The sequence below is a fragment of the Desulfobacula sp. genome (assembly GCF_030611305.1).
Classification (GTDB): Bacteria; Desulfobacterota; Desulfobacteria; order Desulfobacterales; family Desulfobacteraceae; genus Desulfobacula.
The window spans coordinates 32,838-59,214 of sequence record NZ_JAUWQB010000010.1 but is presented as its reverse complement, the minus strand read 5'-3'; the positions used below and the strand labels follow the sequence as shown (position 1 = coordinate 59,214).

General features: G+C 40.9%; 27 protein-coding genes. 14 read left to right on the top strand and 13 right to left on the bottom strand.

The window, feature by feature from the left end:
• The first annotated feature begins 176 nt into the window (after positions 1–176).
• Positions 177–2,033 (top strand): GNAT family N-acetyltransferase, encoded by a 1,857-nt coding sequence (locus tag QAI40_RS03405; RefSeq protein WP_299977704.1) that lies wholly within the window; start codon positions 177–179, stop codon positions 2,031–2,033.
• Here QAI40_RS03405 and QAI40_RS03400 read toward each other — a convergent pair.
• Complete coding sequence (locus QAI40_RS03400; RefSeq protein WP_299977701.1) at positions 2,026–3,792, bottom strand: acyl-CoA synthetase; 1,767 nt, start codon at positions 3,790–3,792, stop codon at positions 2,026–2,028. The two genes, QAI40_RS03405 and QAI40_RS03400, sit on opposite strands and share 8 nt — an antisense overlap.
• 151 nt (positions 3,793–3,943) lie before the next feature.
• On the opposite strand from QAI40_RS03400, the gene QAI40_RS03395 reads away from it, so the two are divergent.
• The 3 genes from QAI40_RS03395 to QAI40_RS03385 all read left to right on the top strand — a co-directional run bounded on the left by QAI40_RS03395 (position 3,944) and on the right by QAI40_RS03385 (position 5,870).
• Positions 3,944–4,903, top strand: a complete 960-nt coding sequence (locus QAI40_RS03395) for a tRNA-dihydrouridine synthase family protein (RefSeq protein ID WP_299977698.1) — start codon at positions 3,944–3,946, stop codon at positions 4,901–4,903.
• A 91-nt stretch (positions 4,904–4,994) separates the two neighbouring features.
• Positions 4,995–5,279 (top strand): HU family DNA-binding protein, encoded by a 285-nt coding sequence (locus QAI40_RS03390; protein WP_299977696.1) that lies wholly within the window; start codon positions 4,995–4,997, stop codon positions 5,277–5,279.
• Between the two features lie 63 nt (positions 5,280–5,342).
• Positions 5,343–5,870, top strand: a complete 528-nt coding sequence (locus tag QAI40_RS03385) for a universal stress protein (RefSeq protein WP_299977694.1) — start codon at positions 5,343–5,345, stop codon at positions 5,868–5,870.
• A gap of 6 nt (positions 5,871–5,876) precedes the next feature.
• Here QAI40_RS03385 and QAI40_RS03380 read toward each other — a convergent pair whose 3' ends face one another.
• Together QAI40_RS03380 and QAI40_RS03375 are read right to left on the bottom strand one after the other, a co-directional pair.
• Positions 5,877–6,668, bottom strand: a complete 792-nt coding sequence (locus QAI40_RS03380) for an alpha/beta hydrolase (RefSeq protein WP_299977691.1) — start codon at positions 6,666–6,668, stop codon at positions 5,877–5,879.
• A 32-nt stretch (positions 6,669–6,700) separates the two neighbouring features.
• The gene (locus tag QAI40_RS03375; protein WP_299977688.1) at positions 6,701–8,110 is read right to left on the bottom strand and encodes an MFS transporter; all 1,410 of its coding nucleotides are present in this window, start codon (positions 8,108–8,110) and stop codon (positions 6,701–6,703) included.
• 85 nt (positions 8,111–8,195) lie between these two features.
• Here QAI40_RS03375 and QAI40_RS03370 point away from each other — a divergent pair, with 85 nt between their 5' ends.
• Genes QAI40_RS03370 through dusB form a run of 3 tightly spaced genes read left to right on the top strand, consistent with a single transcriptional unit; the run spans position 8,196 to position 10,430 of the window.
• On the top strand, positions 8,196–8,567 hold the full coding sequence (locus tag QAI40_RS03370; RefSeq protein WP_299977686.1) for a hypothetical protein: 372 nt from the start codon (positions 8,196–8,198) through the stop codon (positions 8,565–8,567).
• On the top strand, positions 8,548–9,468 hold the full coding sequence (locus QAI40_RS03365) for a DUF1848 domain-containing protein (protein ID WP_299977683.1): 921 nt from the start codon (positions 8,548–8,550) through the stop codon (positions 9,466–9,468). The genes QAI40_RS03370 and QAI40_RS03365 overlap by 20 nt, the downstream gene beginning before the upstream one ends.
• Entirely contained in the window at positions 9,465–10,430 is a 966-nt protein-coding gene (gene dusB, locus QAI40_RS03360; RefSeq protein ID WP_299977681.1) for a tRNA dihydrouridine synthase DusB, read from the top strand. The genes QAI40_RS03365 and dusB overlap by 4 nt, the downstream gene beginning before the upstream one ends.
• A 4-nt stretch (positions 10,431–10,434) precedes the next feature.
• On the opposite strand, the gene queF is transcribed toward dusB, so the two are convergent.
• Positions 10,435–10,839: a preQ(1) synthase gene (gene queF / locus QAI40_RS03355; RefSeq protein ID WP_299977679.1), complete on the bottom strand. Its 405-nt coding sequence runs from the start codon at positions 10,837–10,839 to the stop codon at positions 10,435–10,437.
• Between the two features lie 320 nt (positions 10,840–11,159).
• Between queF and QAI40_RS03350 the strand changes: the two genes are divergently transcribed.
• Positions 11,160–11,957, top strand: a complete 798-nt coding sequence (locus QAI40_RS03350; RefSeq protein WP_304511453.1) for a hypothetical protein — start codon at positions 11,160–11,162, stop codon at positions 11,955–11,957.
• Between the two features lie 53 nt (positions 11,958–12,010).
• Here QAI40_RS03350 and QAI40_RS03345 read toward each other — a convergent pair whose 3' ends face one another.
• The 6 genes from QAI40_RS03345 to hisI are packed head-to-tail and all read right to left on the bottom strand — an operon-like array spanning position 12,011 to position 16,207.
• Complete coding sequence (locus QAI40_RS03345; protein WP_299977707.1) at positions 12,011–12,304, bottom strand: HNH endonuclease; 294 nt, start codon at positions 12,302–12,304, stop codon at positions 12,011–12,013.
• Between the two features lie 4 nt (positions 12,305–12,308).
• Entirely contained in the window at positions 12,309–13,205 is an 897-nt protein-coding gene (gene era, locus QAI40_RS03340) for a GTPase Era (protein WP_299977673.1), read from the bottom strand.
• Entirely contained in the window at positions 13,198–13,791 is a 594-nt protein-coding gene (gene yihA, locus QAI40_RS03335) for a ribosome biogenesis GTP-binding protein YihA/YsxC (protein WP_299977669.1), read from the bottom strand. The genes era and yihA overlap by 8 nt, the downstream gene beginning before the upstream one ends.
• Complete coding sequence (locus tag QAI40_RS03330; RefSeq protein ID WP_299977666.1) at positions 13,788–14,945, bottom strand: pyridoxal phosphate-dependent aminotransferase; 1,158 nt, start codon at positions 14,943–14,945, stop codon at positions 13,788–13,790. Before QAI40_RS03330 ends, yihA begins: the two co-directional genes overlap by 4 nt.
• Complete coding sequence (gene hisG / locus QAI40_RS03325) at positions 14,946–15,821, bottom strand: ATP phosphoribosyltransferase (RefSeq protein WP_299977663.1); 876 nt, start codon at positions 15,819–15,821, stop codon at positions 14,946–14,948.
• Positions 15,821–16,207, bottom strand: coding sequence for a phosphoribosyl-AMP cyclohydrolase (hisI, locus tag QAI40_RS03320; protein ID WP_299977660.1), 387 nt, complete (start codon positions 16,205–16,207; stop codon positions 15,821–15,823). Before hisI ends, hisG begins: the two co-directional genes overlap by 1 nt.
• 184 nt (positions 16,208–16,391) lie before the next feature.
• Here hisI and QAI40_RS03315 point away from each other — a divergent pair, with 184 nt between their 5' ends.
• On the top strand, positions 16,392–17,165 hold the full coding sequence (locus tag QAI40_RS03315) for an alpha/beta fold hydrolase (protein WP_299977657.1): 774 nt from the start codon (positions 16,392–16,394) through the stop codon (positions 17,163–17,165).
• A 24-nt stretch (positions 17,166–17,189) separates the two neighbouring features.
• Positions 17,190–17,864 (top strand): hypothetical protein, encoded by a 675-nt coding sequence (locus QAI40_RS03310; protein ID WP_299977654.1) that lies wholly within the window; start codon positions 17,190–17,192, stop codon positions 17,862–17,864.
• Positions 17,865–17,883: 19 nt separating this feature from the next.
• Here the strand turns inward: QAI40_RS03310 and QAI40_RS03305 are convergent, their stop codons facing one another.
• Positions 17,884–19,509, bottom strand: coding sequence for an ABC-F family ATP-binding cassette domain-containing protein (locus tag QAI40_RS03305; protein WP_304511452.1), 1,626 nt, complete (start codon positions 19,507–19,509; stop codon positions 17,884–17,886).
• A gap of 233 nt (positions 19,510–19,742) precedes the next feature.
• On the opposite strand from QAI40_RS03305, the gene QAI40_RS03300 reads away from it, so the two are divergent.
• Both QAI40_RS03300 and QAI40_RS03295 read left to right on the top strand, forming a co-directional pair.
• Positions 19,743–20,474: a SagB/ThcOx family dehydrogenase gene (locus QAI40_RS03300; protein ID WP_299977648.1), complete on the top strand. Its 732-nt coding sequence runs from the start codon at positions 19,743–19,745 to the stop codon at positions 20,472–20,474.
• 280 nt (positions 20,475–20,754) lie between these two features.
• Positions 20,755–21,099 carry an antibiotic biosynthesis monooxygenase family protein gene (locus tag QAI40_RS03295; RefSeq protein ID WP_299977645.1) on the top strand — a complete coding sequence of 115 codons (345 nt, stop codon included), beginning with the start codon at positions 20,755–20,757 and terminating at the stop codon, positions 21,097–21,099.
• Positions 21,100–21,122: 23 nt separating this feature from the next.
• Here QAI40_RS03295 and QAI40_RS03290 read toward each other — a convergent pair whose 3' ends face one another.
• Positions 21,123–21,410: a DUF503 domain-containing protein gene (locus QAI40_RS03290; RefSeq protein WP_291347227.1), complete on the bottom strand. Its 288-nt coding sequence runs from the start codon at positions 21,408–21,410 to the stop codon at positions 21,123–21,125.
• Between the two features lie 433 nt (positions 21,411–21,843).
• Here QAI40_RS03290 and QAI40_RS03285 point away from each other — a divergent pair, with 433 nt between their 5' ends.
• Both QAI40_RS03285 and QAI40_RS03280 read left to right on the top strand, forming a co-directional pair.
• Positions 21,844–22,653: a trypsin-like peptidase domain-containing protein gene (locus tag QAI40_RS03285; RefSeq protein ID WP_304511451.1), complete on the top strand. Its 810-nt coding sequence runs from the start codon at positions 21,844–21,846 to the stop codon at positions 22,651–22,653.
• Positions 22,654–22,918: 265 nt separating this feature from the next.
• Positions 22,919–25,324 (top strand): penicillin-binding protein 1A, encoded by a 2,406-nt coding sequence (locus QAI40_RS03280; protein WP_299977635.1) that lies wholly within the window; start codon positions 22,919–22,921, stop codon positions 25,322–25,324.
• Here the strand turns inward: QAI40_RS03280 and QAI40_RS03275 are convergent.
• The gene (locus QAI40_RS03275; protein ID WP_299977632.1) at positions 25,308–26,360 is read right to left on the bottom strand and encodes an elongator complex protein 3; all 1,053 of its coding nucleotides are present in this window, start codon (positions 26,358–26,360) and stop codon (positions 25,308–25,310) included. The two genes, QAI40_RS03280 and QAI40_RS03275, sit on opposite strands and share 17 nt — an antisense overlap.
• Positions 26,361–26,377: the final 17 nt, after the last annotated feature.

Genomic DNA, 26,377 nt, shown 5'->3' with positions numbered 1-26,377 from the left:
CATCGAAAGTCTCCTATTTTGTGATCTTTGAGCGGTTCACGTTATTGGAGACTTTCGTATATTCCCGGAATTGTCAAACTCTGGGAGTCTCCCCGGCAAAGCCGGGGGTTTACCCTTTTAATTATTTAATAATTAGCGCACTTAATCTTCTTTACAGGCATGGCAGGAGAAATTGAATGGATCTTAGGAATGTTTGCCCTGACAAACTGCTTACAACGCAGGAGAGCGTCAAAAAAATAAAAAACGGCTCAAGGGTCTTTATCGGCACCGGATGTGGGGAACCCCAGAAATTAATAAAGGCCATGGTAGAAGATTTATCCATTCAGGATATTGTTATCTATCAAATGCTTTCAGCTACCCTTTCCAAATATGTTAATGATGAAAATTTTCTTTCAAGATTCTCTATAAAATTATTTTTCATTTCTCTTTTAATGCGGCAAGCTGCTTTTGAAGGAAAAATCGATTATATTCCTGTTTATCTGTCACAGATCCCTAAAATTTTTGAAAACCATGAAATCGGACTTGATGTTGCCCTGATACAGATCAGTCCGCCGGATAACCACGGTTATTGCAGTTTGGGTATCTCGGTTGATATTACCCTTTCCGGGATGAAAAATGCAGAGATTGTCATTGCTCAGGTCAACCCTGAAATGCCCAGAACATGGGGAGACGGTATTATCCATATTGATGAAATTGATTATCTTGTAGAGCATAAAGAACCCATACTTGAATCTCTTCCGGAAATGAAAAACCAGAAAATTGTTGAAAGAATCGGCCATTATGTCAACAGGCTTGTGGATGACGGTGCGACGCTGCAAATTGGCTTTGGACATCTGCCCGATGCCGTTGTTCCCTATCTTTCCGGCAAAAAAAACTTAGGTATCCACACACAGGTTGTCACAGACGGCCTTTTACCTTTATTTAAAAAAAAAGTCATCACCAACAAAAAAAAATCATACCTCCCGGACAGGGTTGTTGCATCCCTGTGTATGGGTTCTAAAGAATTATATGATTATGTTGACAACAATCCCATTTTTTATTTTAAATCTTCTGAATTTGTAAATGATCCCAATATAATTGCTAAAAATGATAATTTCATCTCCATCAGTTCTGCCCTTGAGGTGGATTTGACAGGCCAGGTCTGTTCAGATTCAAAAGGGTATCTTTTTTATAGCGGCATGGGTGACCAGGTTGACTTTATCAGGGGTTCAGCCATGTCAGAGGGTGGTTTTTCCATTATTATCATTCCGTCAACCGCTCAAAATGGTGAAATTTCAAGAATCGTCACCCATTTAAGTGAAGGTGCCGGCGTGGCAACAACCAGGGGAGATATTGATATTATTGTGACCGAGTATGGCATTGCAGAGATGCGAAGGAAGAGCATCTATCAACGGGTAATGGAACTTGCCCGGATTGCTCACCCGAAATTCAGAAAAAATCTGATAGAAGAAGCTAAAAAAAGGCATTATATATTCCCGGATCAGCTCCCGCCGACAACCCAGGATCTTTTATTTCTGGATCAATACCTCTATTCAAAAAAACTGACCAATGGAAAAACCATTGATTTCAGACCCCTTTTACCGTCTGATGAATTTGAATCCAGGCATTTTTACTATTCTTTGCAGGAAGACTCTATTTATTACAGATTTTTTAACAAACGAAAAATCTTTTCAAGGGATATGCTTCAAAAACAATGGGCCCTGGTGGATTATCGGAGAAACATGACCATCATCGGACTGATGCAGTTGGGCAAACGAAAACAGATTGTGGCTATTGGATCTTATGCTGAAGCTGATGCTGATTCCGCTGAAGTGGCATTTCTTGTTAAGGAAAAACTCCATGGAATGGGGATTGGATCATATCTTCTTAAAATCCTTGAAACCATTGCAAAGGAGAATAATTACAAACAATTTATAGCAACGGTTCTGGCTGAAAACCGCAAAATGATCAATGTGTTCCAAAAAAAATATCCGTCAGCAAAATTCTTACGAAGCGGCAGTGGCGAAGTGGATGTTAAAATGTCTTTTATGTAAATTTCTTTTTTGAATTCAGTTCTGAAAAATCCCAGTAAAAATATTCCTTAATTTCTTCATCAACCGCATTCCCTTGTTTGGCAATTTCAATTTGTCTTAATTCAATTCGCCTGATTTTGCCACTGATGGTCTTTGGGATTTCAGGAACAAACTCTATGATTCTTGGGATTTTAAATTTGGGTAAAATGGTGATGGTATGTTTAAAAAGTTTCAGCGCCAGTTCCCTCGAAGCCTGATAACTTGGATTTAAAATCACATAGGCTTTAACAAGCTGATATCGATTTGGATCAGGAGCACCGATGACTGCCACTTCTGCTACGGCAGGATATTCCACAAGGGCACTTTCAACTTCAAAGGGACCGATCCTGTAATCCGAGGATTTAATCACATCATCAGCTCTTCCCACAAACCACCAATACCCGTCTTCATCAAAAGATGCCCGGTCACCGGTATAATAATAATTACCCACGAAAACGGAACTCATTTTTTCAGGACTGCCAATATATTCTGAAAAGAGCCCAATGGCCCGCCATTTATCGAGTTTGACCACAATGTGGCCCACCTGGTCCGCTTCAGTGATCTCATTGCCTTCATTATCGGCCAACGCCACATCATACATAAATGAAGGATGCCCAAAAGATCCTGACCGCATTTTACCCTTCATCCAGGGAGGGTTTCCAATCATGGCTGTGGATTCAGTCTGACCGTAAAAGTCCCTTATCTCTGTGTTGGTATGGTTTTTCCATTTTTCAATCACATCGGGATTCAAGGGTTCTCCGGCGCTGACAGATTGCTTTAAACACGACAGATTAAAAGAGTCAAGATTCATGTTCGCAAACATTCTCCAGGCGGTCGGAGGCGCACAAAACGTTGTCACTCCATGCCTTGAAACAGCATCAAGATATTGTTCTCCATCCAGAAATGAAAATTTAAACCCGGTTGTTGTGGCACCGACATTAAAGGGGGCAAAAAAACTGGACCATGCCCATTTTGCCCATCCGGGTGCACTCAGGTTATGATGGACATCATCAGGCTTTATACCAATCATCACTGTGGTTGACAAGTGTCCCACCGGGTACGATATTGCTGTGTGTCCGACCCTTTTAGGAAGACCGGTTGTCCCCGAAGTGAAAAAGCAGAAAAGAATATCGTCGTATCTTGTCTTTGCAGTCTCAGCTTCAAGGGATTCATTTTCAATCGCATCAAATGATATCCAGCCCTCTTTTTGTCCTAAAACCAGTTTAAGTTTCGGTTCAATATCTATTTCTTCAAGAGCTTTATCAATCAGGCATGCAGAATCTTCATCTGCCACGATAGCCTTGGGAGGATAGGTTTCAAACCTGAATTCCAACTCTCTTTGACTCATTGTAGTTGCTGTTGGAACATTGACCATTCCCGCCTTAATGCAGGCAAGTCCCGCAAACCAGCTTTCAGGTAAGACGGGACTCATCATATAGAGATTATCCCCTTTTTCGACCCCTGATTTTAAAAAGAAATTTATCAGTTGATTTGCCTTTTGCGATAAGGTTCTGTAAGAATAAGTTTTGGTCTCCAAAGTATCGATATCTGTCCAGATCAAGGCTTTTTTTTCAGGATTTCCCTTGACATGAAGATCTTCAAATATGTCAGCGGCCCAATTAAAATATTCAGGCGGTTCCATGGCATTTAACCGGGCAAACAGTTTTCTGGCGCAATCTTCCTTGTCCAGGGTTTCTTCCATCATATTTATCCGGATAACCTCTTTGAAAAACTCTTTCATACCTTTGAAACACTCCTTGCATTCTTATTTAATGTTCGTTATAAGATTTGACTAAAACACTTGATTGTATAAGTTATCACCACAATGTTTGTCAAAGTTTATTTCTGATTTCTTGTGAATTTAAACTATTAATCAAAATTAGCCGCCATATATGAAAAAAACCGATACAACCATAATACTTGCTCCGCTCCAGGGTTTTACCGACGTCACCTATCGAAATGTATTCTCAGATCATTTTTCAGGTGTTGATGAGGCGGTGGCTCCATTCATTTCAACCATGGGCCAGATGCGATTAAAACCCTCCAGAATAAAAGATGTCGATCCTGAAAATAACAAGAAACTTTTTGTAGTTCCTCAAATTCTTGGAAATGTTGCCAAAGACTTCATATTTCTTGCTGATCACCTTTATGAAATGGGTCATCAAAAAATAAATTGGAACCTGGGCTGTCCCCATTCAAAAATTGCAAAAAAAAAGAGGGGGTCAGGGCTTTTAATGTATCCTGAGGAAATTGATACCTTTCTGGATACCGTGTTATCCAAAATTTCAAATACACTTTCTATAAAAGTCCGGTTAGGCAGAAGATCAAAAGATGAAATTTTCAAGGTCTTACCTGTTTTGGATAAATATCCCTTAGATGAAATCATTCTTCACCCCAGAACCGGGCTACAAATGTATGAGGGGACACCAGATCATGATGCATTTGAGAAAACACTTCTTTGCAGCCGGCACCCGCTCACTTATAACGGTGATATAACGGATTTAAATTCATTTTATGCCGTTCAAAAAAAATTCCCCCATATCAGACGGTTCATGATTGGCCGGGGAATTCTTTCCAACCCATTCCTTGCAGAAAATATAAAACAAATTATCGTAAAGAAAGATCAAATTGAACGATTAAAAGATTTTCATGACGATCTTTTTGACAGTTATAAAAAAATATTCTCTGGACCGGCTCATTTAACCGGACGAATGAAAGGATTCTGGAGCTATCTTGCATCCTTTAAGCAAAGCAGAAAACCGCTTAAAAACATACTGAAAACCAACTCTATCGCTAAATACCAGGACATGGTGAAACGCTTTTTCAACGCTGAACTTGAATTTAATAAATAGATAGGAGCTTTTACCTATTGTGTTATCATTAATTTTTTTATTATACATATAGAATAATTTTTAGTGTATATTAATAATATGGAGATAATAAGTGAATAAGCTTAAATTGATTGAAACACTGAAAAACAGATGTTCTCTGAGTCAAAATGAAGCAACTGACGTCGTGAATTTATTTTTTTTAGAGATGACAAATGCCCTGACAGATGGGAATCGAGTCGAACTGAGGGGGCTATGGTCCTTTTATCTGAAAGAATATAAATCCTATACCGGCAGAAATCCGAAAACCGGAGAAACTGTCCGGATTGATTCTAAAAAGCTTCCCTTCTTTAAATGTGGCAAAGAGTTAAAAAAGAGAGCTGATTACACGCCCAATTAATTAATATATGTGATAAAACGCTAAAATAACCATTCCTTAAATAAAAATACGGGAGTACTGAAAATGATTCAACCAACAAAAAACATCCTTTTTGCATCTGATCTTTCTGCCAGTATGAAGCAGGTTTTTGAGCATGCTGCTACTTTGGCCATCCGCAATAATGCAAATATCGTCGTTCTTCATGTGATGGAAGAAACTCAGCATTCTGAAAAACGAATCCAAATGGCGTTTGGCGAACAATTATATGAAAACTTAAAATCAAAGCATCGAAATGGGGCAAGAGACATCCTGATAGGAAAAAATATTGATGCCCTGAAAATCCGTCAGGCCATTGCCGGCTTTTTTGAAGGTGCCGAACAGAACAAAGACGCATCTGAAAATCATTCCCTGATTTCGAAAATTCTGGTGGCTGAAGGTCGTTCCATTGCCGATGAAATCACATCAACGGCTAAAGAGGAAGAATGCGACTTGATCGTCATGGGGTGCAAACAACAAGGCCTCCTGGCAGAAGCCATGGGAGACCATGTGGTAAGAAAGGTATTGAAACGGTCCGGCGTTCCGATCTTTATCGTTCCCTTTATGGAAAAATAAACAACGCTAAAGACAGATCTTTTTAATATGTTCCAGGTATTGGCCCATTCCTCTCATAAAAATATCATTATGATTTGCCCCCTTGATCTCCAAAAGTGTTTTATCGCTTGAAGCACATGCATCAAAGAGCGCCTGGCCATCTGAAAATGGAATAATGTGATCAAATTGAGCATGAATCAAAAGAAAGGGTTTTGAAAATGTTTTAATTTTATCGATATTTTCAAAACCCAGTTCTTCCTTAAAGCCGATGATCTGAGGATTAATACCAAGCTTCTGCAGCAATGGTGCCGCCCAGGCAAATCCACTTTCAATCATCAGACATTTAAAATCATTTGCTCTTGTAGCACAAAGTTCAATTGCTGATGCACTGCCCAAAGATCTTCCCATAACACAGAGAGGGCCGGTCAATTTCATAGTTGACATATACGCCAGGACAAAATCAAAAATCCTGAGGCAATCCTTCATCATTGATGTGACAGATGGGCTGCCTGTTGATCTTCCATATCCCCGGTAATCTACGACTAAAAAATTAATACCTATATCATTATACAGACATCCGAAATCGTCATAATCGGAAACAATTTCCCCGTTGCCATGGAAAAAAAGTATCACAGGTGCATCATTCTTTACAAAATGAAATGACGCACCCACCTGAATCCCTTCGTCAACCGGGATCATTATGTCAGCCCGGTTGTTTCTTGTCTGCCTTAAGCTGTCTTCAAATCGCGGATGGAAAAGATACCTCAAAACTTGAGGTTGATCCAAAACTGATAAATTTTTCGTGTTCGATTGTGCCATACACCCCTCCTCCTGGCGGAATCATTCTTTATTCAGCGTTCTTTGCCCCTGGCAAAGGTTACAACTATTCCAAAAACTGAAAGGACAGCACCCATAGCCATTGTTCGCTTAAAACTGATCATAAAAAAAGGTTCCATTGCTGCCAGATAATTTTCAAGGGTTGAGCCATTTGTAAGCGTTGAAAAAGAACTTGTAAAAATCAATCCGGCCAGCGCAACTCCGATCACCATCCCGATATTCCTGGCCGTAGCAACAGCCCCGGAGGCTATTCCGCGTCTTGACAATGGCACACAACTCATAATGGCCGTATTATTGGGAGACACATAAAGCGCTGTTCCGATTCCGGCAAGGGCAATCCGCCACATAATTGATAAAACACCCATGGACGGATGAATATGCATTAATGAAATCAGAGACAATGTCAAAACACTCATGCCAATCATGCATAAACGCCTTGAACCAAACGTATCATACAGCATTCCTGACACGGGACTTACAAATAAAAGGAACAAAAAAAGAACGATCATGATCAACCCTGTTTTTGATGCGGAAAAACCACAGGGATATGTCAGGTAAAACGGCAGCATAAAGACAATAACAAAAAGAGCCGCAAATAAAATAGCCGAAGAAATCACAGGAAATAAAAATAATTTTATTTTCAAAAGTTCCATATCAAACAATGGATAGTCCGATCTTGCCTCATTTGCCACAAAACAGATACTTGCCAGGATGCAAAGGCCTGCAAATGAGAGGGACAGAATTGAAGCTATCCCCCACTTGGACAATTGTGTCAAAAAAATAATCAGGCTTGATATTATAATGATCAATAAAACACTTCCTGTTTTATCCATGGGCTCATAGCTTCCCTGGGCCGTATGAACGCTTTTTAAAATAAATATTCCGCCTATGGCGGCAGCGATCCCAATGGGAATATTGATATAAAAAATGAACCGCCAAGAGAGATATTCAAGAATAAGCCCGCCAACGACCGGTCCGGTCGTAAGCCCGGCAGCGACCACGGCCCCGATCATTCCAAGTGCTTTTCCCCGCTCCTGAACAGGGAAAACATCTACAATCAGGGCTGGTGAACAGGCCATCAGCATAGAAGCCCCACACCCTTGTACAGCCCTGGAAATAATTAAAAATTGAGGCGTTCGGGCCATACCACATAATAGAGAACCAGCCACAAATATAGCAAACCCCAGGACATACACAGATCTCCTGCCTTTAATATCAGAAAGCCTGCCAAAGGTTAAAAGCAGAGAAGAAATGGTCATAAGATAAATTAAGACAACCCACTGAATGGTTTGCATATCTGTTTGCAAATCCTGCATCATATAAGGGAGTGCGACATTGACAATACTGGAATCCAGGGTTGACATAAAAATTGAGGTTGCAACAAGGAAAAAAATTTTCCATTTTTTTTCATCAACAGGGGTCATCTTTTCATTCCATTCTTTGTAGTAATGAAAAGATTATGTTATATGAAGCCAATTGACAAGAAAAATAAAAACGGATGGGAGGGCTATGACCGCTGTTAATGAACTTGTCTTAATATATCTTGAAGATATGCCCATATCTTTTGCAAGGGTGGAGAGTATCCTGCCGGATGCAAAAAAAGACTGGTATCATATCAAACTGCTAATGCTCCAAATCCCTTTGCAGTTTGTCACATGGACTTTAAAAGATGACTATATTAATGGCCAGGAGTTTCATATGAATGGTAAAAAAATGAAAATAGAAAAGGTTGAAAGCCCTATTGAAGATCTACCATTATCAAAGCCAGACAATCCTTCCGATCAGAAAACCAAAAAAAATATTGGCTCCGGAAAAAAGGAACAAGCCAAGATCATCTCTTTTCCCGGCTTGAAAAAGAATCATGAACCGGAATCCGGATAAGATCTTATCTGCCTCAAGAAGAACGGATATTCCCGCCTTCTACCTGGACTGGTTCATGGACCATATCAAACTCGGATTTTTCAACATAAAAAATCCATACAACAAAACCATTAAAAAAGTCGAGGTGTCCGGGGGTTCAATTCATTCAATTGTATTCTGGTCAAAAAACTATGATGCATTTATCAAAGTTAAAGCGGGGGAAAAACTGACGCGACTTGGATTCAATCTCTATTTCAATTTTACAATAAATTCGGAAATCTCTTTACTTGAGCCTAATCTGCCACCCTTAAAAAAAAGGCTTGAACAATTAAGCGAACTTGCCTCCCTCTTTGGACCTGAAAAAATATCCTGGCGGTTTGACCCCATTTGTTTTTATGAAACAGACGACAGCGGCCCGGCAAAAAACAATCTTTCAGACTTTACCATGATAGCAGCAAAGGCATCAAAATTCGGCATCAAAAAATGTGTCACAAGTTTTTTTGACAACTACGCCAAGATCCAGAGAAGACTTAAATTTTTATGCCAAAAAAATCATCAGACTGTTTTTTTTGCTGATCCGTCCATGGATAAAAAAAAAGCAGTGATTCATCGAATGGAAAAACATTTGGCAACAACTGGCATAACGCTTTATCTGTGTTGTGAAAAAGAATTATTCTCAAATCTTGATGCCGATACAAGGATTCAACAAAATTCATGTGTAGACGGCAATTTGTTAAAAACACTCTTTAGGGGTCACCCTGAAATTAAAAGAGACTACGGCCAACGCTCAAAACAGGGGTGTAACTGCACTAAATCCATTGATATTGGATCGTATGAAGAACATCCATGTTTCCATAATTGTCTTTTTTGCTATGCAAACCCTCAAATTGATACCTTCATTAAAAAAACTAAAATTCAATGAAAATTAAAGACCTGTCTATAAACGGAAAAACCTTTTTAGCTCCCCTTGCAGGAATTACCAACCTGCCGTTCCGACTTCTTGTAAAAGAATGCGGTTGTGCTGTTGTCTGTTCTGAAATGGTCAGCGCCAAAGGTATTTTTTATAACTCTGAAAAAACCCTGGATCTTTTATCTTCTAAAAAAGAAGAACAGCCCCTGTCTGTTCAATTGTTCGGCTCTGATCCCGACTCCATGGCAAAAGGTGCAAAAGTTGTACAGGACCTGAAAGTTGCCAATATTATCGATATTAACTTTGGATGCAGTGTGAAAAAGGTCGTAAAACAGGGGGCCGGGGTTGCATTGATGAAAGACCCCGAACTAAGTAAAACAATCTTAACGGCCGTCCGAAAGGCAATTGATCTGCCGCTGACAATAAAATTACGGTCTGGATGGGACCCTTCAGGTCAACAGGCATTCAACCTTGCACAAATCGCTCAGGATACAGGAGTTGATGCCATTGTCATGCATCCCAGAACCGCAAGCCAGGGATTTAAAGGCAAGGCAAACTGGGACTTAATTAAAGAATTAAAGCAGCAATTGTCTATTCCTGTTATTGGCAATGGCGACATTAACACTGTTGAAGATGCTCAAAAAATGGTCACACAGACCGGATGTGATGCTGTCATGGTTGGGCGAGCTGCCATGAAAAATCCATTTATCCTGTCCCAGATTGATGATTTTCTTGCTACCGGATCTTATAAAATCCCTTCAAATTACGACATGTTCAGGACAATGGAGCGGTTGACCGAGATGTATGTGACTTATTTTGGAGAAAAGCCTGCCTGCAAAATGCTTCGAGGCAGGCTTTCATGGTTTGTAAAAGGAATGCCCGGGAGTTCTAATTTTAGAAAAAATATATCCCGCATCAATTCAAAGAATCATGTACTGACGCTCATCAAAGAATTTGAAACCGGTATGGCGTAGACTTTTATTCTTTTTCATAAACGGCTGTTGCTATGGAACTGACTCCTCCTCTGGGTGTAAATTCACCTGTGACTTCCATTCTTAAGGGCTTTAAAACCTGAACCAGATCATCAAGGATCTTGTTGACCACATGTTCATAAAACATGCCGACGTTTCTAAATTGCAACAAATAGTATTTTAATGACTTCAGTTCAACAATGGTCTCATCAGGTTGGTACTTTATCGTGATGCAGCCATTATCCGGCAGGCCTGTCATTGGACATACCGACGTATATTCTGGCTGCTTAATGATGATATCAATACTTCGTTTTGATTTATAGGCGTATGGTAAGGATTCTAAAAGATCAGTCTTTACAATACTTGGATCTTCAATTTTATAATTGGTCTTATAGGTTTTATTTTCAATCATACTAATTTCCCCCTCACTATTCATAAAAATTATCAAATAATAAATTTTATCATAAAGAAAATCATGTTTCAAACGATTAAAAACTACGATTAAAAACTACGAAAAGGCGCACCCTTGTCGCCATTTGAAAAATCGTAAAAAAAGCTTGACAAAAGTTTGGAAAAACAGGATAAATACCTGACTCTAGTATTACGCTGACATTAAAGAAATTTTGAATTTTCCTTTAAAAATCAATGGGTTGAAAAATTTAAACGATTTTAATCAAATTTGGTATCACCATTTTTGACATTTTTATATAGTCCGAGGAGGATATGAACTAAATGAATGATTTTTTACAAAGCCTTCGTAATGGCCAGGCTGGAAAACAACAAACACCCAAAACGCGTAAAAACTATGATAATTCCTATCATTACACCAGTCCCCCCAGGTTTCCTTCTTCTGGCGGATACCAGAACACCAGAAACCAGTACATGAAAAAATCCCCTGCTCCACAGCAAGCTGGAAATCAGCCCCCAATGGATGATACTTCAACAATAATCATGTTAGCAGAAGCCATTGAAAGCTTAGGCAGCCATTTTGAAATCCTGGCAAAAAATCAGGATTACATGATAAATGCCCAGGAAAGAACTATAGATATGCTGGAACGCCAGGCCATTGCCATTGAAAAAATTGTAGATCATCTGAATATCGATCCCGGAAAGGTACCAGTGCCTATAAAAAATAGTGCCTATAAAAAAACTTTTGAACACCATTATGTAACCTCCCAAAAACCGAAATCTGACATCACTGAATCTGACATCACTGAACCTGACATCACTGAATCTGTTAAAAAGCCTGTTAAAAAGCCTGTTAAAACGCCTGTTGAAAATATCGAACCTAAAAAAACGATCATTCGAAAAAGAAAAAAAATCGTGGCAAAAAAGAATGAAAAAAATGCTTCAGCCGACCCAAAACTTCTCAGCCGTAAAACTGTCATGGATATCATCCACAGCATGAGAGCCGAAGGTGCCACATTTGACATGGTTGCAAGCCGTTTGGTTGAGTTAGGTCAACCCACATTCTCCGGCCGTGGAGAATGGCATGCACAAACCATTCACAGGCTTTGCAATAAAAAATAAGCTTATCTTAAATTTCAAAATAAACAGCGGGCAGGAAAACTCTATCCCGCTGTTTATTTTTTCAGGAAAGTCATATACTCTTCCCATTCCGAAGGAAGGAGCTGCTTTTTTTTCGTATTACAGTCTTTGCAGCATGGCACAAGATTAAACTTTTCCGACCTCCCGCCACGGGCTAAAGGAATGACATGATCCATGGTGAGTTCTTTTGGCAAAAAAATATTTTTACAATAATGACAAATTCCCAAAGCGCGTTTCCGCTTCCACCATTGACTTGATCGTAGTTTTCTTGCCTTATCCCGTTCTTTTTTTAAAAAGACTTCATCTGTGAAAGTAAAAAACTGATCCATGGGTTTAGTAACCAAACTCGTCCAAAATCCTTCTATTGTCGACCCAGTTCTTTGTCACTTTTACAAACAATTTTAGCAGTACCTTTTGCCCGGTCATTTGTTCAATATCTTTTCTTGCCTTAGTCCCAATTTTTGACAGCATGGAACCTCTTTTCCCAATAATGATACCCTTTTGAGAATCCCTGATGACATGGATACTGGCATGGATGACAATCAGCTTTTTTTCCACTTCAAAAGAATCCACAGTAACCGCGCTTGAATAAGGGATCTCCATCCCTGTTAACCGAAATACTTTTTCCCTTATTATCTCTTTGACCATAAATTTTTCAGACACATCCGTAAATGTCTCTTCAGGGAACAGCCTGGGACCTTTTGCTAATGATCCTTCGACTTCTTCAAGTATGTTTTTTATCTGGATATTATTTTTAGCTGAAATCGGAATAATGGCTTTAAAGTCATGCAATTGTTGAAATTCCTCAACAAGGCTATAGATCTGTGCCTTTTTAACCAGATCAATTTTATTCAACGCAAGGACAATAATTTTAGGTGTTTTTTTCAATTGCGATATGATCAGTTTCTCTGCTGAATAATTTCTGGATGAAGCGTCTACCATAAACAGGATCACATCCACATCTTCTAAAGCCAGCATGGCCTGACCAACAATTCTCTTGTTCAACAGGGTTGTACTCTTATGTATCCCCGGTGTATCAACGAAAATAATCTGGGATAACGGCCTGTTAACAATACCAAGAATTCTATCCCGGGTTGTCTGAGGTTTTTTGGATGTGATGGAAATTTTCTGACCCAGCACCTGGTTGAGCAAAGTGGATTTTCCTGCATTGGGAGCGCCGATGATTCCCACAAATCCTGATCGGATATTATTTTCTTCTTTCTTATTCATTATACCCACCCATTAAATTCTCAATTTCCTCTAAAATGGTATCTCTTCCTTTTTTTGTCCTTGTTGAAAAAAGAATAACATTGTTCTTTTCCCGGTTCATTTGGGAGCAAATAGAAAAGAGCCTTTTCTGCTGCTTTGTTTTTGACAATTTATCAGATTTTGTTAAAACCACCAGATATGGTATTTCATGGGCTTCCAGCCATTCCATCATATCAAATTCTTCTTTGGCCGGATCTCTTCTAATATCTATCAATAGAATCAACCCAAAAAGACTTTTGCGCTGGGAAAGATACAGGTTAACCATTGGCTGCCATTGAGACCTGATTTTTTTTGATACTTTAGCATAGCCATACCCTGGAAGATCCACAAAAGAAAGCGTTTCATTAACCAGAAAAAAATTGATGAGCTGAGTACATCCCGGTTTTGAGCTCGTTTTCACCATACTCTTTCTCTGGATCAGTGTATTGATCAAAGAGGACTTGCCTACATTGGATCGGCCCGCAAAAGCAATTTCCGGAAAATCATACTCCGGGTACTGGGATGGCTTAACAGCACTCTTAACGAACTCGACAGTTTTAATCATCATGACAAGTTTTTTAAATAACCTTCCATACGATCTAAGCCAATTTTCAGATTCTCCATGGAATTTGCATAGGAAAATCGTAAGTACCCTTCCCCGTTTGCCCCAAAATCAATCCCCGGGGTGACCCCGACATGGGCTTTTTCCAGAATATCAAAGGCAAGGGCATATGAATCGGTTGAGATGTGTTTTGCATTGGCAAACACATAGAATGCACCTGTGGGTTCAATGGTAATCCCAAGCCCCATTTTCTTTAATCTCTCAATGACATAGATGCGGCGCTTGTTGTACGTCTCTTTCATGACCCGGGTCTCTTTATGGGCACCTTTTAAAGCTGCTGCACCTGCAAGCTGAGCCACGGAATTTGCACAAATGAAAAAATTCTGCTGAAGAATCTGTAACGCCCGGACAAATTCAGGTGGCGCTATCAGATATCCAAGACGCAGGCCGGTCATGGCAAAAAGTTTTGAAAAGCCGTTCAACACAAAAGCGTTATCTGTAAACTCAAAAATTGAATGTTCTTTTCCTTCATAGACAAGCCCGTGATAAATTTCATCTGAAATCACATAAAGGTTGTTGGCTTCTGCAATATCCACAATCTGCTGCATTCTGTCTTTTGGAATAACATTTCCCGTTGGATTGGAGGGGGAATTGATGAATATAGCACGGGTTTTAGACGTGATTTTCTCTTTTATTGCTTCAGGAGTATAAATAAACCCTTCTTCTTCCAGGACCTGAACCGTCACCGGAACCCCTTGAACATAATTGATGAAATTTGCATAGCAGGCATAGTGTGGATCAGAAATAATAATCTCATCCCCGGGATTTACAAGGACGGAAAACAAAAGCAGCATAGCCGGAGAAGTGCCTGAGGTCACCAGAATCTGCCCGGTATCAATGGTCGTGTTATAGGTTATTTTATGATATTCGCTGATGGCCTCCCTCAGCCGGATATCACCCAGGCTGTGGGTATAGTGTGTCTCATTTTTGGAAAAAGCTTCAATGGCGACCTTATTAACACAGGCGGGCACATTAAAATCAGGCTCTCCGATCTCCATATGGATGACATCAATACCGGATGCTTCCATTTTATGGATCTTTTCAAGGATCTCCATAACAATAAAAGGCGTTATCTTTTCACATCTGTCAGCGGGTTTCATTTAGAGTACCTTGTTTAACGGATATTCAATAATTCCTTCTGCGCCAGCTTTTAATAATTGTGGAATCAAATCTCTGACCAGTCCCGTATCAATAATGGTTTCAACAGCAAACCAGTCGGATTGATATAAAGACGCTATGGTGGGAGCATTCAGACTCGGCAGAAGCGAAACAACCTTTGCAATTTTATTTTCAGGCACATTCATTTTTATTCCCACCAGCTTTTCAGCAACGAGTGCCCCTTGCAGCAACATGGCGATCTGTTCTATCTTCTCTCTTTTCGCAGGACTTTTCCAGGCTGTCTTATTTGCAATCAATTGGGTGTTTGTTACCATGACTTCATGGATCACCCTTAAATTATGAGCCCTTATCGTACTCTCGGTTTCCGTGATCTCCACAATGGCATCTGCAAGGCCTGAAACAATTTTAGCCTCTGTGGCACCCCAGGAAAATTTTATGTTTACATCAATATTCCGGTCTTTAAAAAACCGTTTTGTAAATTTTACAAGCTCAGTGGAAATGGTTTTACCTGCAAGGTCCTCAAGGGTTTTTACGGGGGAATCATTTGCAACGGCAATCACCCATCTTGCAGGTCGGGCACTGACTTTTGAATAGATAAGATCGGTCACCACATGGACATCGGATTCATGCTCTGCAATCCAGTCAAGGCCTGTCAATCCGGCATCGATGACGCCACTTTCAACATTGATGGACATCTCCTGGGCACGGCACATGGCGCATTCAATGGCGTCATCGTTTATATCGGGGAAGTAACTTCTCCCTTCGAGACTGATTTTCCACCCGGACCGGTTAAAAAGATTTATGGTTGCATTCTGAAGGCTTCCCTTGGGAATTCCTAATTTCAATATTTTTTCCATTATTTATATACCTCTTTTGGATCAAAAATTTTCGATTCTACTATTTTTAAATCATTATCTTCCACTTTTGAAAAAAAACAGCTCTTATACCCTTTATGGCAAGCGGCACCACCCACCTGGTCCACCTTTAAAAGGATGGTATCATTATCACAATCCACCCGGATTTCCTTTACATTCTGCACATGGCCGGATATTTCCCCTTTTTTCCACAATACATTCCTTGATCGGCTATAGTATGTGGCTTTTCCACTCTTCATAGTTTCATTAAAGGCTTGTTCATTCATATAGGCAAGCATCAGGACTTCCCCTGTTTTGTAATCCTGTGCAATAGCAGGAATCAATCCATTGCCTTTTTTAAAATCAAGTTTAAAATCAAATTTTACCATGATATGTAACAACTCCGTTAGAGTGTAATAATCAAAACTTAATTAAATAACCAGTATTGTTCAAAAAGTCAAATTTTAAAAATTGCACCTGCCGGACAGAAGGAAAGTGTTCGGTTCCAAGAGTTGTTTTTGTTTGTCTTGTACCAAACAATACGTTAATAATGTTATGAAAGGAACATAAAATTTGACAGACTTTTTAAAACTTGGTTCCAAAAAGATTGAGATACAATGGCATCAGAAAAGACAAACAGATCGCCTAACCCTGATCTTTTTGCATGAAGGCATAGGGTGTACCGAAATGTGGAAAGATTTCCCCCGGATGGTATCCCAGAACACGGGTTGCCCATCCCTGGTTTTTTCAAGGTTTGGATACGGCAATTCAGATCCGTGCCCTACCCCATGGAAAATCAATTTCATGCACAAAGAAGCGTTAACCATACTGCCTGAAATTATAAAAGAAACTCGAATAGAAAACTATATTCTGATCGGCCATTCCGACGGTGGATCAATTGGAACTATCTTTGCCGGCAGTCCATATGCAAAAGGCCTGAAAGGTCTGATCACGGAGGCGGCCCACGTTTTCTGCGAACAGATCACCGTGGATTGCATCCAACAGGCAAAAATAAATTATGAACAGCATAACTTAAGGCAAAGTCTTGAGAAATATCATGGTAAAAATACGGATAACGCGTTCAGGGGCTGGAACGACGTCTGGCTACACCCTGATTTTATCAAATGGAACATTGAAAAATACTTATGCAGAATCAAAGTTCCCATGCTTGCCATCCAGGGAAAAGACGATCAGTATGGAACTGAAAAACAGATTAACTCCATTAAAAGCCATGTTAAACATGCCGAAACTTATCTGATTGATGATTGCAGGCACTCTCCACACCTTGAACAGCCTGAAAAAGTATTAAAGATTATGACTCAATTTATTCATCAGATTAAAGAATGAACAATAGAACATGAGGAAAAGCGTGTGATCCCCTGGGAAAAAATTGACCGGGCAAAAATTCCCGGACATGAAGGCTACGTTACCCTGCGGAAACGCGGTACGGAATTCTCGATCCGAACCGCAGGAACAGAGCTGATGAACAGCCGCGTCCACGGTTCTGAAGATGCGCTGGCTGATCTCACATACAGCCGTATCAAACAAAAATCGGACTTAAGAATTCTCATTGGCGGCCTCGGCATGGGCTTCACCCTGGCAGCAGCACTTGAACAATCGAAACCGGACACACGTATCATTGTATCCGAACTGATTCCGGCTGTGGTCAGATGGAACCGGGAATACCTGGGGCACCTTGCAGAAATGCCGCTGGATGATTCCCGGGTATCTGTCGCAGAAGAAGATGTGGTAAAAACCATCGGAAGAAAAAAATCCGTTTGGGATGCCATACTGCTCGATGTGGACAATGGCCCTGAAGGGCTTACCCGGAAAACCAATAACCGCCTATACAGCAGATCCGGTCTGGAAACATCCTTTTTTGCTCTTTGCCCCGAGGGGATTCTTGCTGTCTGGTCTTCCGGAGCAAACGAGACATTCACCCGCCGCCTGACGCAATGTGGATTCCAGACTGAAACAATAACCGTGCGAGCCCACACATCCAAAAAAGGAAGCCGGCACACAATCTGGCTTGCAAAAAAACCCTGACCCCTTGGGATACGGTTGCTTAAGCCGCCTTCCGGATCATAGCTTCCCGAATTTTTGCAACTTCCGTGCTTTCAATATACTCGTCAAAGGTCATGAGCCGATCAATGACACCGCCCGGGGTGATTTCGATAATTCTATTTACCAAGGTGTTCACAAACTCATGGTCATGGGAGGTGAAAAGAATCACCTCCTGGAATTTGACCAGGCTGTCATTTAAGGCGGTGATGGATTCCAGATCCAGGTGGTTGGTGGGTTCATCCATGATCAGGACATTGGATTCGGAAAGCATCATCCTTGAGAGCATGCAGCGAACCTTTTCCCCACCCGAAAGCATGCTGATTTTTTTAGTGGCATCATCTCCGGAAAAAAGCATACGTCCCAGGAATGTCCGGGCAAAATTCTCGTTCTCCTTTGGGGGAGCGAACTGTAGAAGCCAGTCGATAAGGCTTTGATCACCTTTGAAATAAGCGTTGTGTTCCTTGGGAAAATAGGATTGGGTAATGGTGACACCCCACCTGAAAGTACCGCTGTCAGGTTCCATTTCCCCGGCCAGAATTTGAAAAAGGGTGGTCTTCGCCATGCTGTTTTTGCTCATAAAAACGATCTTATCTCCACCGTTCACAATAAAACTCACATTATCCAATACCTTTTCCCCATCAATGGTCTTGGTGAGTCCGTCCACTTCCAGGATCACATTACCACAGGGTCGTTCCGGCTTAAAGCAGATAAACGGGTATTTTCTTGACGACACCGGCATGTCCTCAATGGTGAGTTTCTCTAAAAGTTTCTTCCGGGAAGTGGCCTGCTTGGATTTGGAGGCGTTGGAACTGAACCGCTGGATAAACGCCTTCAGTTCATTGGCCCGGTCAGTGACCTTCTTGTTTTCCGCCTGTTTCTGTTTCAGGTTCAGCTGACTGGCCTGGTACCAGAAATCGTAATTCCCCATGTACACAGAGATCTTACCGAAATCAATATCTGCAATGTGAGTGCACACCTGGTTCATGAAATGGCGGTCATGTGATACCACGATTACCGTGTTCTTGAACCGGTAGAGAAACCCCTCAAGCCAGGCAATGGATTTGATGTCCAGGTTGTTGGTGGGCTCGTCCAGGAGCAGGACGGCCGGGTTTCCGAACAAGGCCTGGGCAAGAAGCACCCGAACCTTTTCCCCGCCCTCGAGCTCCTTCATCTTTTTCTCATGCAGCTCTTCGATAATTCCCAGACTGTTTAAAAGAACCGCCGCTTCAGACTCTGCCTCATAGCCGTTCATCTCTGCAAATTCGAGCTCAAGCTCACCTGACCTGATGCCGTCTTCTTCGGAAAAATCAGACTTGGCATAAAGTGCATCTCTTAGCATCATAATTCTGTACAACTTTTCATGGCCCATGATCACAGTGTTTAAAACCGTATCCTCATCAAAGGCAAAGTGATCCTGTCTTAAAACCGCGATTCGCTCTCTGGGCCCTACTGAGATGGTTCCTGTGTCCGATTCGATATCCCCGGCAAGAATCTTTAAGAATGTGGACTTCCCTGCGCCGTTGGCGCCGATGAGTCCGTAGCTGTTTCCCGGTGTAAACTTTATATTGACGTCTTTGAACAAAACCCTCTTGCCATAGGCGAGGGTAACGTTGGTTGCGCAAATCATTGTTGTTTTATTTCCTTTTCATTAAATAAAAAAACCACCGGAACAGATCCCGCGGTTCAAAATTCGGCTGCAATATATCATCTTTTAAAGTGAAAAGAAATCTTTTTTTCAAGGATTATCCCTGCTGCGAACTGACATGATTTTATGACACCTTTAATATTTTTAAGATATCATATTGAAAACATGATAACAGTAATTGTATTGTTGAATTTAAAATACATGCAAGGGTTAAAATGAATTTCAAAAAAGAACGAAGAAAGATCTTAGCCTGTTTTTTGAATTGGGTTGCTGCTTTTGGTATTGCCTCATCCTGGCCTTTGAGACAGGCAATTTCAAAAAACAACGAGCCATATCAAGGGGATGTCATGAAACTGCCACCAGCTAAAACAGAAGGAACGATCGCAGTAGAGACGGCGATCAAACAACGAAGGACCGTCCGGTCGTATAAACCGCAGATTTTAAGTTTAGATCAATTCGCCCAGCTGTTATGGTCTGCCCAGGGTATTACTGAAAACAACGGATTCAAGCGGAGTAGCCCTTCAGCAGGGGCACTGTATCCCATGGATGTCTATGCTGTTGTAGGACAAGACAGTGTAGAACAGATTGAAGCCGGCGTTTATCACTATGAAGTCAGAAGGCACATGGTGTCATGGGTGACAAAACAAGACTTGAGAGATAGTGTCGCCAGGGCCGCTTTTTCCCAGATGTGGATGGCCAAAGCACCGCTTAATCTTGTTATTACTGCAGAGTATAGCCGAGTGACCGTTAAATATAGGGAACGAGGTGTTCGATATGCGATGATTGAAGCAGGCCATATAGGTCAAAATCTTTTTCTCCAGGCAGAAGCTCTGGGACTCAAGGCCGGAATCGTCGGAGCATTTCATGATAATAAGCTCATTAAGGCTATGAAGATACCCCGCTTACACGAACCCCTGCTGATCATGCCTGTTGGATATGCAGGATAAATATTTCATCTTTGGTAGGAACCGTTTAATATTTACATGTGCTGACCCTGCTTAAAGATGGTTGTTACATTGCATTAAATTCATTCATGTGTTAAATTTTATCTATATTCAATGCAGACTACTAAAGAGCAACTTCAATTAAGAATAAGCACGATCTCAAATCTCAATTGATCTCTACTCAGCAGATTATATCTTTTTTTGATCAAAAAATTACATGGTGTGAGTTGATGCAAGATAAAATCAACTCTGATTCAAAAAACAGACTTAAGAAGGGGGTATCATGCTTGTAAAAGTCATTATTAAAAGGAACGTTCGTGAAGGCAAGGAAAAACATTTTTTTTCACTGCTGAAAAATCTCCGTTTCAATGCCATGCATCAAAAAGGCTATATTTCAGGAGAAACTCTGATTTGTGCTGAAAATACAAACAGAGTGGTTGTGATCAGCAAATGGGAATCCCTGGAAGACTGGAGCAATTGGAAAATAGATATAAAAAGAAGGGAAATAGATGCCAGGCTGGGTGAACTCCAGGATAACCCGACCATTTATGAACCTTATGTTTTCAGCAAGTATAAGGCTGCAGCTGAACAGGGTTTCCCACCTCCTCTACAGAAACAGCGCTTGTAAAATTTAATACATTCGGCAACAATTTATAGATGAATAATTTCAATTTGAGTGTCCGTAATCTGTGCAAGGCCAATATCATCGGCCAAATTAAATACCTTGTCCAGCTTTGAATTCACCACCCTTGGATCGTTGCCGATGATTGAAAACCCGATTTGAGCCCACGAATGACTGTCATTATAGTCTGTTTCGGCAATGGAGATATTGAACTTGTTTTTAATTCGGTTGATAATGGATTTAACGATACTGCGTTTTTCCTTCAAGGAACTGACACCGTACAGTTTAAATTTGATTTTGCCAGTTCCGACCACCATGAATATTTCCTTGAATAGGGTTAAAAATTCAGACAACCAAGATCTATATGTTTTTTAATGATAAATGGAAGGTTGGTTTTTTTCAATCTATTTTAAACAGATCATTTTAAACGAACTAAATAGATTATAGATTTTAACAAAAATAATGTTGATGTAACTACCTTAATGGGGGTTTGTCATTTTTGTTACGTCAAGTCTCCAATAAAAAACATTCCGGTATATCCTTTCTGAATCAATTATATTTCCACCAAAGTTGATCAATCGAAATGCCTTTACAGGCTTCAGAAATATTGATACGATATTTTGATTCAGATTTCTTTTAGTTTACATAGTCAGATATGCCCCATATTTTAAAGATATGCGGTTAATTATCAATATTTAGAGTGATATACGGACAACCGCTTAATTACTTGTTAGCAGCGAAGGGAATCACATGGACTTGAGCAAGTTTGAGAACCAAGTATTCTTTACGACTTTGAGGATCACAATTCCAAGTTCAGACGGGAAGTCCAGTTCAATTGGCACGGGCTTCTTATTTAACATGCCATTACGACAAGAAGGAATGGTAGGACATTTCTTGGTATCGAATAAGCATGTATTCGGCGACCCACACCGGACCATTATTTTGAATTTTCATAAGCTCAAGAACGGGGTAGATGAGCCAGATCTCGGACAAGTTCTCCCCATCGTAATTCAGAATTTTTCAGAGCACTACTATAGTCATCCTGACGATAAAATCGACTTAGCCTGCATCAACGTGAGTGCTTTTGCCGGGCCAAGCCATGGCGTCTATTCCAAACATCTTCACTGCGAGTTCACAGAGGAAATCGATCTCACCAAACTGTTGCCTGGGACAGAAGTTTCTTTCGTTGGCTATCCAGATAACCGCTTTGACACGGCGCACAACCTCCCCATCTTGAGGAAAGGCTATCTCGCCACATTGCCATCCGTCGATTTCAATGGCTTGAAGCAGGTTCTGATTGACGCTCAAGTATTCCCAGGTTCTAGCGGCAGTCCAGTCTTTGTTGTTGTAGCCGGAAAGTATCGACTGCTCGGGGTGGTGACCCAAACAATGATCAAGAACGCTGAGCTAACAACGATGCCTGTTGAATATTCACTGGGCGTAAAGCAGACAATCGGCCTCGGTATCGTCCTTAAAACTGAATTGGTAATGCAGTTGCTCCAGGTAGCTAAAGATGGGCTTTCCAACCGAGTCGATAGTTCAACCGCAACACAGCCCTAACCCGGCATTCAATCGGCCAGGAGGGCCAATAAAGGTCGAGTTGAAATATGTAAAGGACATCAATATAATCAATAACATTTGAATAGAGAGGGACGTCGTACCTCCGCCCCTCATTCAAGGCGTTCAACTTTATTTTCTGACAATCGTAATCAAATCTATTTGCGATCACCCTGTTTTGCAGCTCCATAAGTATTGCCATAACACAAGTAATCTGATAATAACCATCTAAAAAAACATTAAATATTTAAATATTTTTCAGGATGTTATGGCAAAAAGAAAAAGCAAATCCGAGATACTGAAACAGAGAAGCAAAAAAAAGCAAAAAAGTATTGTTCTTTCCCTTTTCAAGTGGTTTTTTATTTTATTTATTATCTCAGGACTTCTGGGTTGTGCAGGCCTTGCCGGACTTTACTATTATCTCAGCCGTGATCTGCCGAAAATAAACACCTTGAAAGATTACAGCCCTGCCACTGTGACCAGTGTGTTTTCAGATGATGGAAGGAAAATCGGAGAATTTTATGAGGAAAGAAGGGTTGTCATCCCTTTATCTGAAATGCCGGAAAATCTGATCAACGCTTTTGTGGCAGCAGAGGATTCAAGGTTCAGGGAACACCCCGGCATTGATATTCTTTCCATATTCAGAGCATTTTTAAAAAACTTTAAAGCTGGCACCATTGTCCAGGGCGGCTCCACGATCACCCAGCAGGTCACTAAATCTTTTTTGTTGACCCCGGAACGGACCTATGAAAGAAAATTTAAAGAAGCTATGCTTGCTTACAGGATTGAAAAAAAATTCACAAAAGATGAAATCCTTTTTCTTTATCTAAACCAGATATATCTGGGTCACGGGGCGTACGGCGTGGAAGCGGCATCTGAAAACTATTTTGGAAAACATACAAAAGATCTTAATATAGCAGAATGTTCAATGCTGGCAGGCCTGCCCCAGGCACCCAGCAGATATTCTCCTTTCAGATTTCCCGACCGGGCTAAACAGCGACAGATTTATGTACTGAACCGGATGAAGGAAGATGGTCTTATCACAAATCTTGATGTCACAGAAGCCATTGATCTCAAACTGGATATCAAACCCAGAAAAAACTGGTTTATTGAAAGAGTCCCCTGTTATACCGAGCATGTCAGACGATATGTTGAAAAACATTACGGCAAAGATGCTCTATACAAACAGGGCCTTCAGATACACACAGCCGTCAATATTGAACTCCAGAAAATCGGAAGGGATGCCGTAAACAAAGGTCTGATTGAACTCGACAGGCGAACGGGGTATCGAGGTCCGTTGAAAAGCATCCCTGCCCTTCAAATAGAGGATTTCTGCGCAAACATTTCAGAAAAACTCGACAATCAGCTGCTGAAAAAAGGAAATACCTATCAGGGGGTTGTACTAAGTATTGATGATAAAAAAGGTGTCACCAGGGTCAGAGTAGGAAATTTTCACGGTATAATTAAGCTTGAAACCATGACATGGGCCAGAGAACCAGACCTTGAAGTCGCTTATTATGAAGCCAAAGTTAAAAAACCTTCCCAGGTTTTTAAGCCCGGGGATATCATTATGGTTAAAGCGGTCAATGACATCGTTGAAAACAATGAGTTTGAGTTCACTCTGGAGCAGGAACCCGTCGCCCAGTCTGCGTTGCTGAGCATTGAGGCGGAAACCGGTCATGTAAAAGCCATGATTGGTGGACGCGATTACAGAAATAGTCAGTTTAACCGGGCTTATCAATCCAGGCGCCAGCCGGGAAGCGCATTCAAACCCATTATTTATGCTGCGGCCCTTGATAAGGGATATACGGCTGCAAGTGTCATCATAGATTCCCCTGTTGTCTATGAAGACACGGAACGTGATTTTATATGGAAACCCCGCAATTACAAAGAAAAATTTTTTGGCCCGACCCTGTTCCGTAACGCCCTTGTAAAATCAAGAAATGTTGTCACCATTAAAATTCTTCAGGATATCGGAATAGATTATATAACCGATTATGCCCGAAACCTTGGAATTGCATCAGATATCAGTCAGGATTTATCCACTGCACTTGGATCATCTGGGCTTTCGTTGCTTGAACTTGTCAATGCTTATTCTGTTTTCCCAAACCTGGGCTATCTGGTTGAGCCTGTATTTATCACAAAAATTTATGACCGAGACGGGAACTTACTTGAAACCTCCAAACTGATTCGAAAAAAAGTCATTGATATGAGTACGGCCTATATCATGACCAATATCATGGAAAGTGTTATAAAATCAGGGACAGGCTGGAGAATTAAAGCCCTTAAACGCCCTGTTGCAGGAAAAACAGGAACAACAAACAATCTGTTTGATGCCTGGTTCATGGGCTATACACCGAGATACACTACAGGTGTCTGGGTCGGACTTGACCAGGAAGCCTCTCTTGGAAAAGGAGAGACCGGATCAAGAGCAGCCAGTCCCATCTGGCTTGAATTTATGAAAAATGCGTTGGAAGGAAAACCTGCCAGTACCTTTAATGTTCCAGAGGGCATCGTTTTTGCAAAAATTGATGCCAAAACAGGACTGCTTCCCATTGAAGAATCTGAAGAGACAATCTTTGAATGCTTTAAGGAAGGCACCGTGCCGACCGAATATACACCAAAACCGGATACGGCTTCTGATTCCGAAGATCTTTTTAAAGAAGGAATTTAGGATTCGCCTGGCTGATACCTACCTGGTCAGCTGACATTGCTGCATCCAGGCGAATTAAAAACTTTAAAGATGGATATCGCTCGCCAAGCCTTTTTAAATTAATATTTTTGTCTCCTCTCAGCCGCGACTCTGATTTTGGATGAACGGTTAAGGCAAGCCTTTCTGATCTCAGCAGGTCAGGTGACCTGTCTATCTTCCTACAGACTCTATCATAAAAAAGCTCAGATAAAACAAGATGCCCAAATGCAGGGTGCCATGGCCCGGCAAGCACCATTGATTCATCTTCCATCATGCCGGAAGCCTGCAGTCCCATGCGAATAACATCGACCTTAGCCGCTTTAAATATTTGAACCATTTTTTTAACAAGCCTGATACTCTCTTCAAGGCTGAGCGGCTGATACCTGCCCTTTTGATACCATTGCTCCATGAGACTGCCTTTCAAAACCATCAATGGATAAATTCTGGCAAAATCAGGAGTAAGTTGTGCCACTTTTTTTGTACTTTCAAACAATGAATCCTCATAATCACCCGGCAACCCCACCATTACCTGGACACCGATCTTGAATGAATATTCTTTCAACAAGTGTATGGCGCTTATCGTATCCTTGCCGGTGTGGCCCCTGTTTGAATTCAACAAAATCTCATCGTTCATGGACTGGACACCCAGTTCAATGGCAGATATATTGTATGGGTTGACCAGATCAAGTGCCTGTCGGGTGATGGTATCCGGTCGGGTGGAAAACCGTATACCGCCAATTTTTTTTGTATGGATATAGGGCTGGATCAGATCAAGTAATTGAATGATGGTTTCATGCGCCAGCCCCAAAAAATTTCCTCCGAAAAAAGCAAGCTCCACCTGTTCACGCTTGCCTTTATACTGTAAATACTGTGTCACAGTTTGATGAATGGCTGTTTTATCCGGCAGTCTTTCTTTCTGGTTGGTAATAATGGATTGATTACAGAATGCACATTGATGAGGACATCCTGAATGAGGAATGAATACCGGTATAACAAGGGGTTTGATTGTCTGATCCATAAGGGAAACCTCCAATC

Bases quoted from the DNA above. Each gene is read 5' to 3' on its own strand.
- QAI40_RS03290 (WP_291347227.1), bottom strand. From the start codon at position 21,410: ATGGTGGTCGGAACTGGCAAAATCAAATTTAAACTGTACGGTGTCAGT.
- era (WP_299977673.1), bottom strand. From the start codon at position 13,205: ATGAATAAGAAAGAAGAAAATAATATCCGATCAGGATTTGTGGGAATC.
- dusB (WP_299977681.1), top strand. From the start codon at position 9,465: ATGAAAATTAAAGACCTGTCTATAAACGGAAAAACCTTTTTAGCTCCC.
- QAI40_RS03405 (WP_299977704.1), top strand. From the start codon at position 177: ATGGATCTTAGGAATGTTTGCCCTGACAAACTGCTTACAACGCAGGAG.
- QAI40_RS03305 (WP_304511452.1), bottom strand. From the start codon at position 19,509: ATGATTTGCGCAACCAACGTTACCCTCGCCTATGGCAAGAGGGTTTTG.
- QAI40_RS03395 (WP_299977698.1), top strand. From the start codon at position 3,944: ATGAAAAAAACCGATACAACCATAATACTTGCTCCGCTCCAGGGTTTT.
- QAI40_RS03380 (WP_299977691.1), bottom strand. From the start codon at position 6,668: ATGGCACAATCGAACACGAAAAATTTATCAGTTTTGGATCAACCTCAA.
- QAI40_RS03345 (WP_299977707.1), bottom strand. From the start codon at position 12,304: ATGGATCAGTTTTTTACTTTCACAGATGAAGTCTTTTTAAAAAAAGAA.
- QAI40_RS03300 (WP_299977648.1), top strand. From the start codon at position 19,743: ATGAATTTCAAAAAAGAACGAAGAAAGATCTTAGCCTGTTTTTTGAAT.
- QAI40_RS03280 (WP_299977635.1), top strand. From the start codon at position 22,919: ATGGCAAAAAGAAAAAGCAAATCCGAGATACTGAAACAGAGAAGCAAA.
- QAI40_RS03370 (WP_299977686.1), top strand. From the start codon at position 8,196: ATGACCGCTGTTAATGAACTTGTCTTAATATATCTTGAAGATATGCCC.
- QAI40_RS03375 (WP_299977688.1), bottom strand. From the start codon at position 8,110: ATGACCCCTGTTGATGAAAAAAAATGGAAAATTTTTTTCCTTGTTGCA.
- hisI (WP_299977660.1), bottom strand. From the start codon at position 16,207: ATGGTAAAATTTGATTTTAAACTTGATTTTAAAAAAGGCAATGGATTG.
- QAI40_RS03365 (WP_299977683.1), top strand. From the start codon at position 8,548: ATGAACCGGAATCCGGATAAGATCTTATCTGCCTCAAGAAGAACGGAT.
- yihA (WP_299977669.1), bottom strand. From the start codon at position 13,791: ATGATGATTAAAACTGTCGAGTTCGTTAAGAGTGCTGTTAAGCCATCC.
- QAI40_RS03295 (WP_299977645.1), top strand. From the start codon at position 20,755: ATGCTTGTAAAAGTCATTATTAAAAGGAACGTTCGTGAAGGCAAGGAA.
- QAI40_RS03285 (WP_304511451.1), top strand. From the start codon at position 21,844: ATGGACTTGAGCAAGTTTGAGAACCAAGTATTCTTTACGACTTTGAGG.
- QAI40_RS03330 (WP_299977666.1), bottom strand. From the start codon at position 14,945: ATGAAACCCGCTGACAGATGTGAAAAGATAACGCCTTTTATTGTTATG.
- QAI40_RS03275 (WP_299977632.1), bottom strand. From the start codon at position 26,360: ATGGATCAGACAATCAAACCCCTTGTTATACCGGTATTCATTCCTCAT.
- QAI40_RS03385 (WP_299977694.1), top strand. From the start codon at position 5,343: ATGATTCAACCAACAAAAAACATCCTTTTTGCATCTGATCTTTCTGCC.
- QAI40_RS03350 (WP_304511453.1), top strand. From the start codon at position 11,160: ATGAATGATTTTTTACAAAGCCTTCGTAATGGCCAGGCTGGAAAACAA.
- QAI40_RS03400 (WP_299977701.1), bottom strand. From the start codon at position 3,792: ATGAAAGAGTTTTTCAAAGAGGTTATCCGGATAAATATGATGGAAGAA.
- hisG (WP_299977663.1), bottom strand. From the start codon at position 15,821: ATGGAAAAAATATTGAAATTAGGAATTCCCAAGGGAAGCCTTCAGAAT.
- queF (WP_299977679.1), bottom strand. From the start codon at position 10,839: ATGATTGAAAATAAAACCTATAAGACCAATTATAAAATTGAAGATCCA.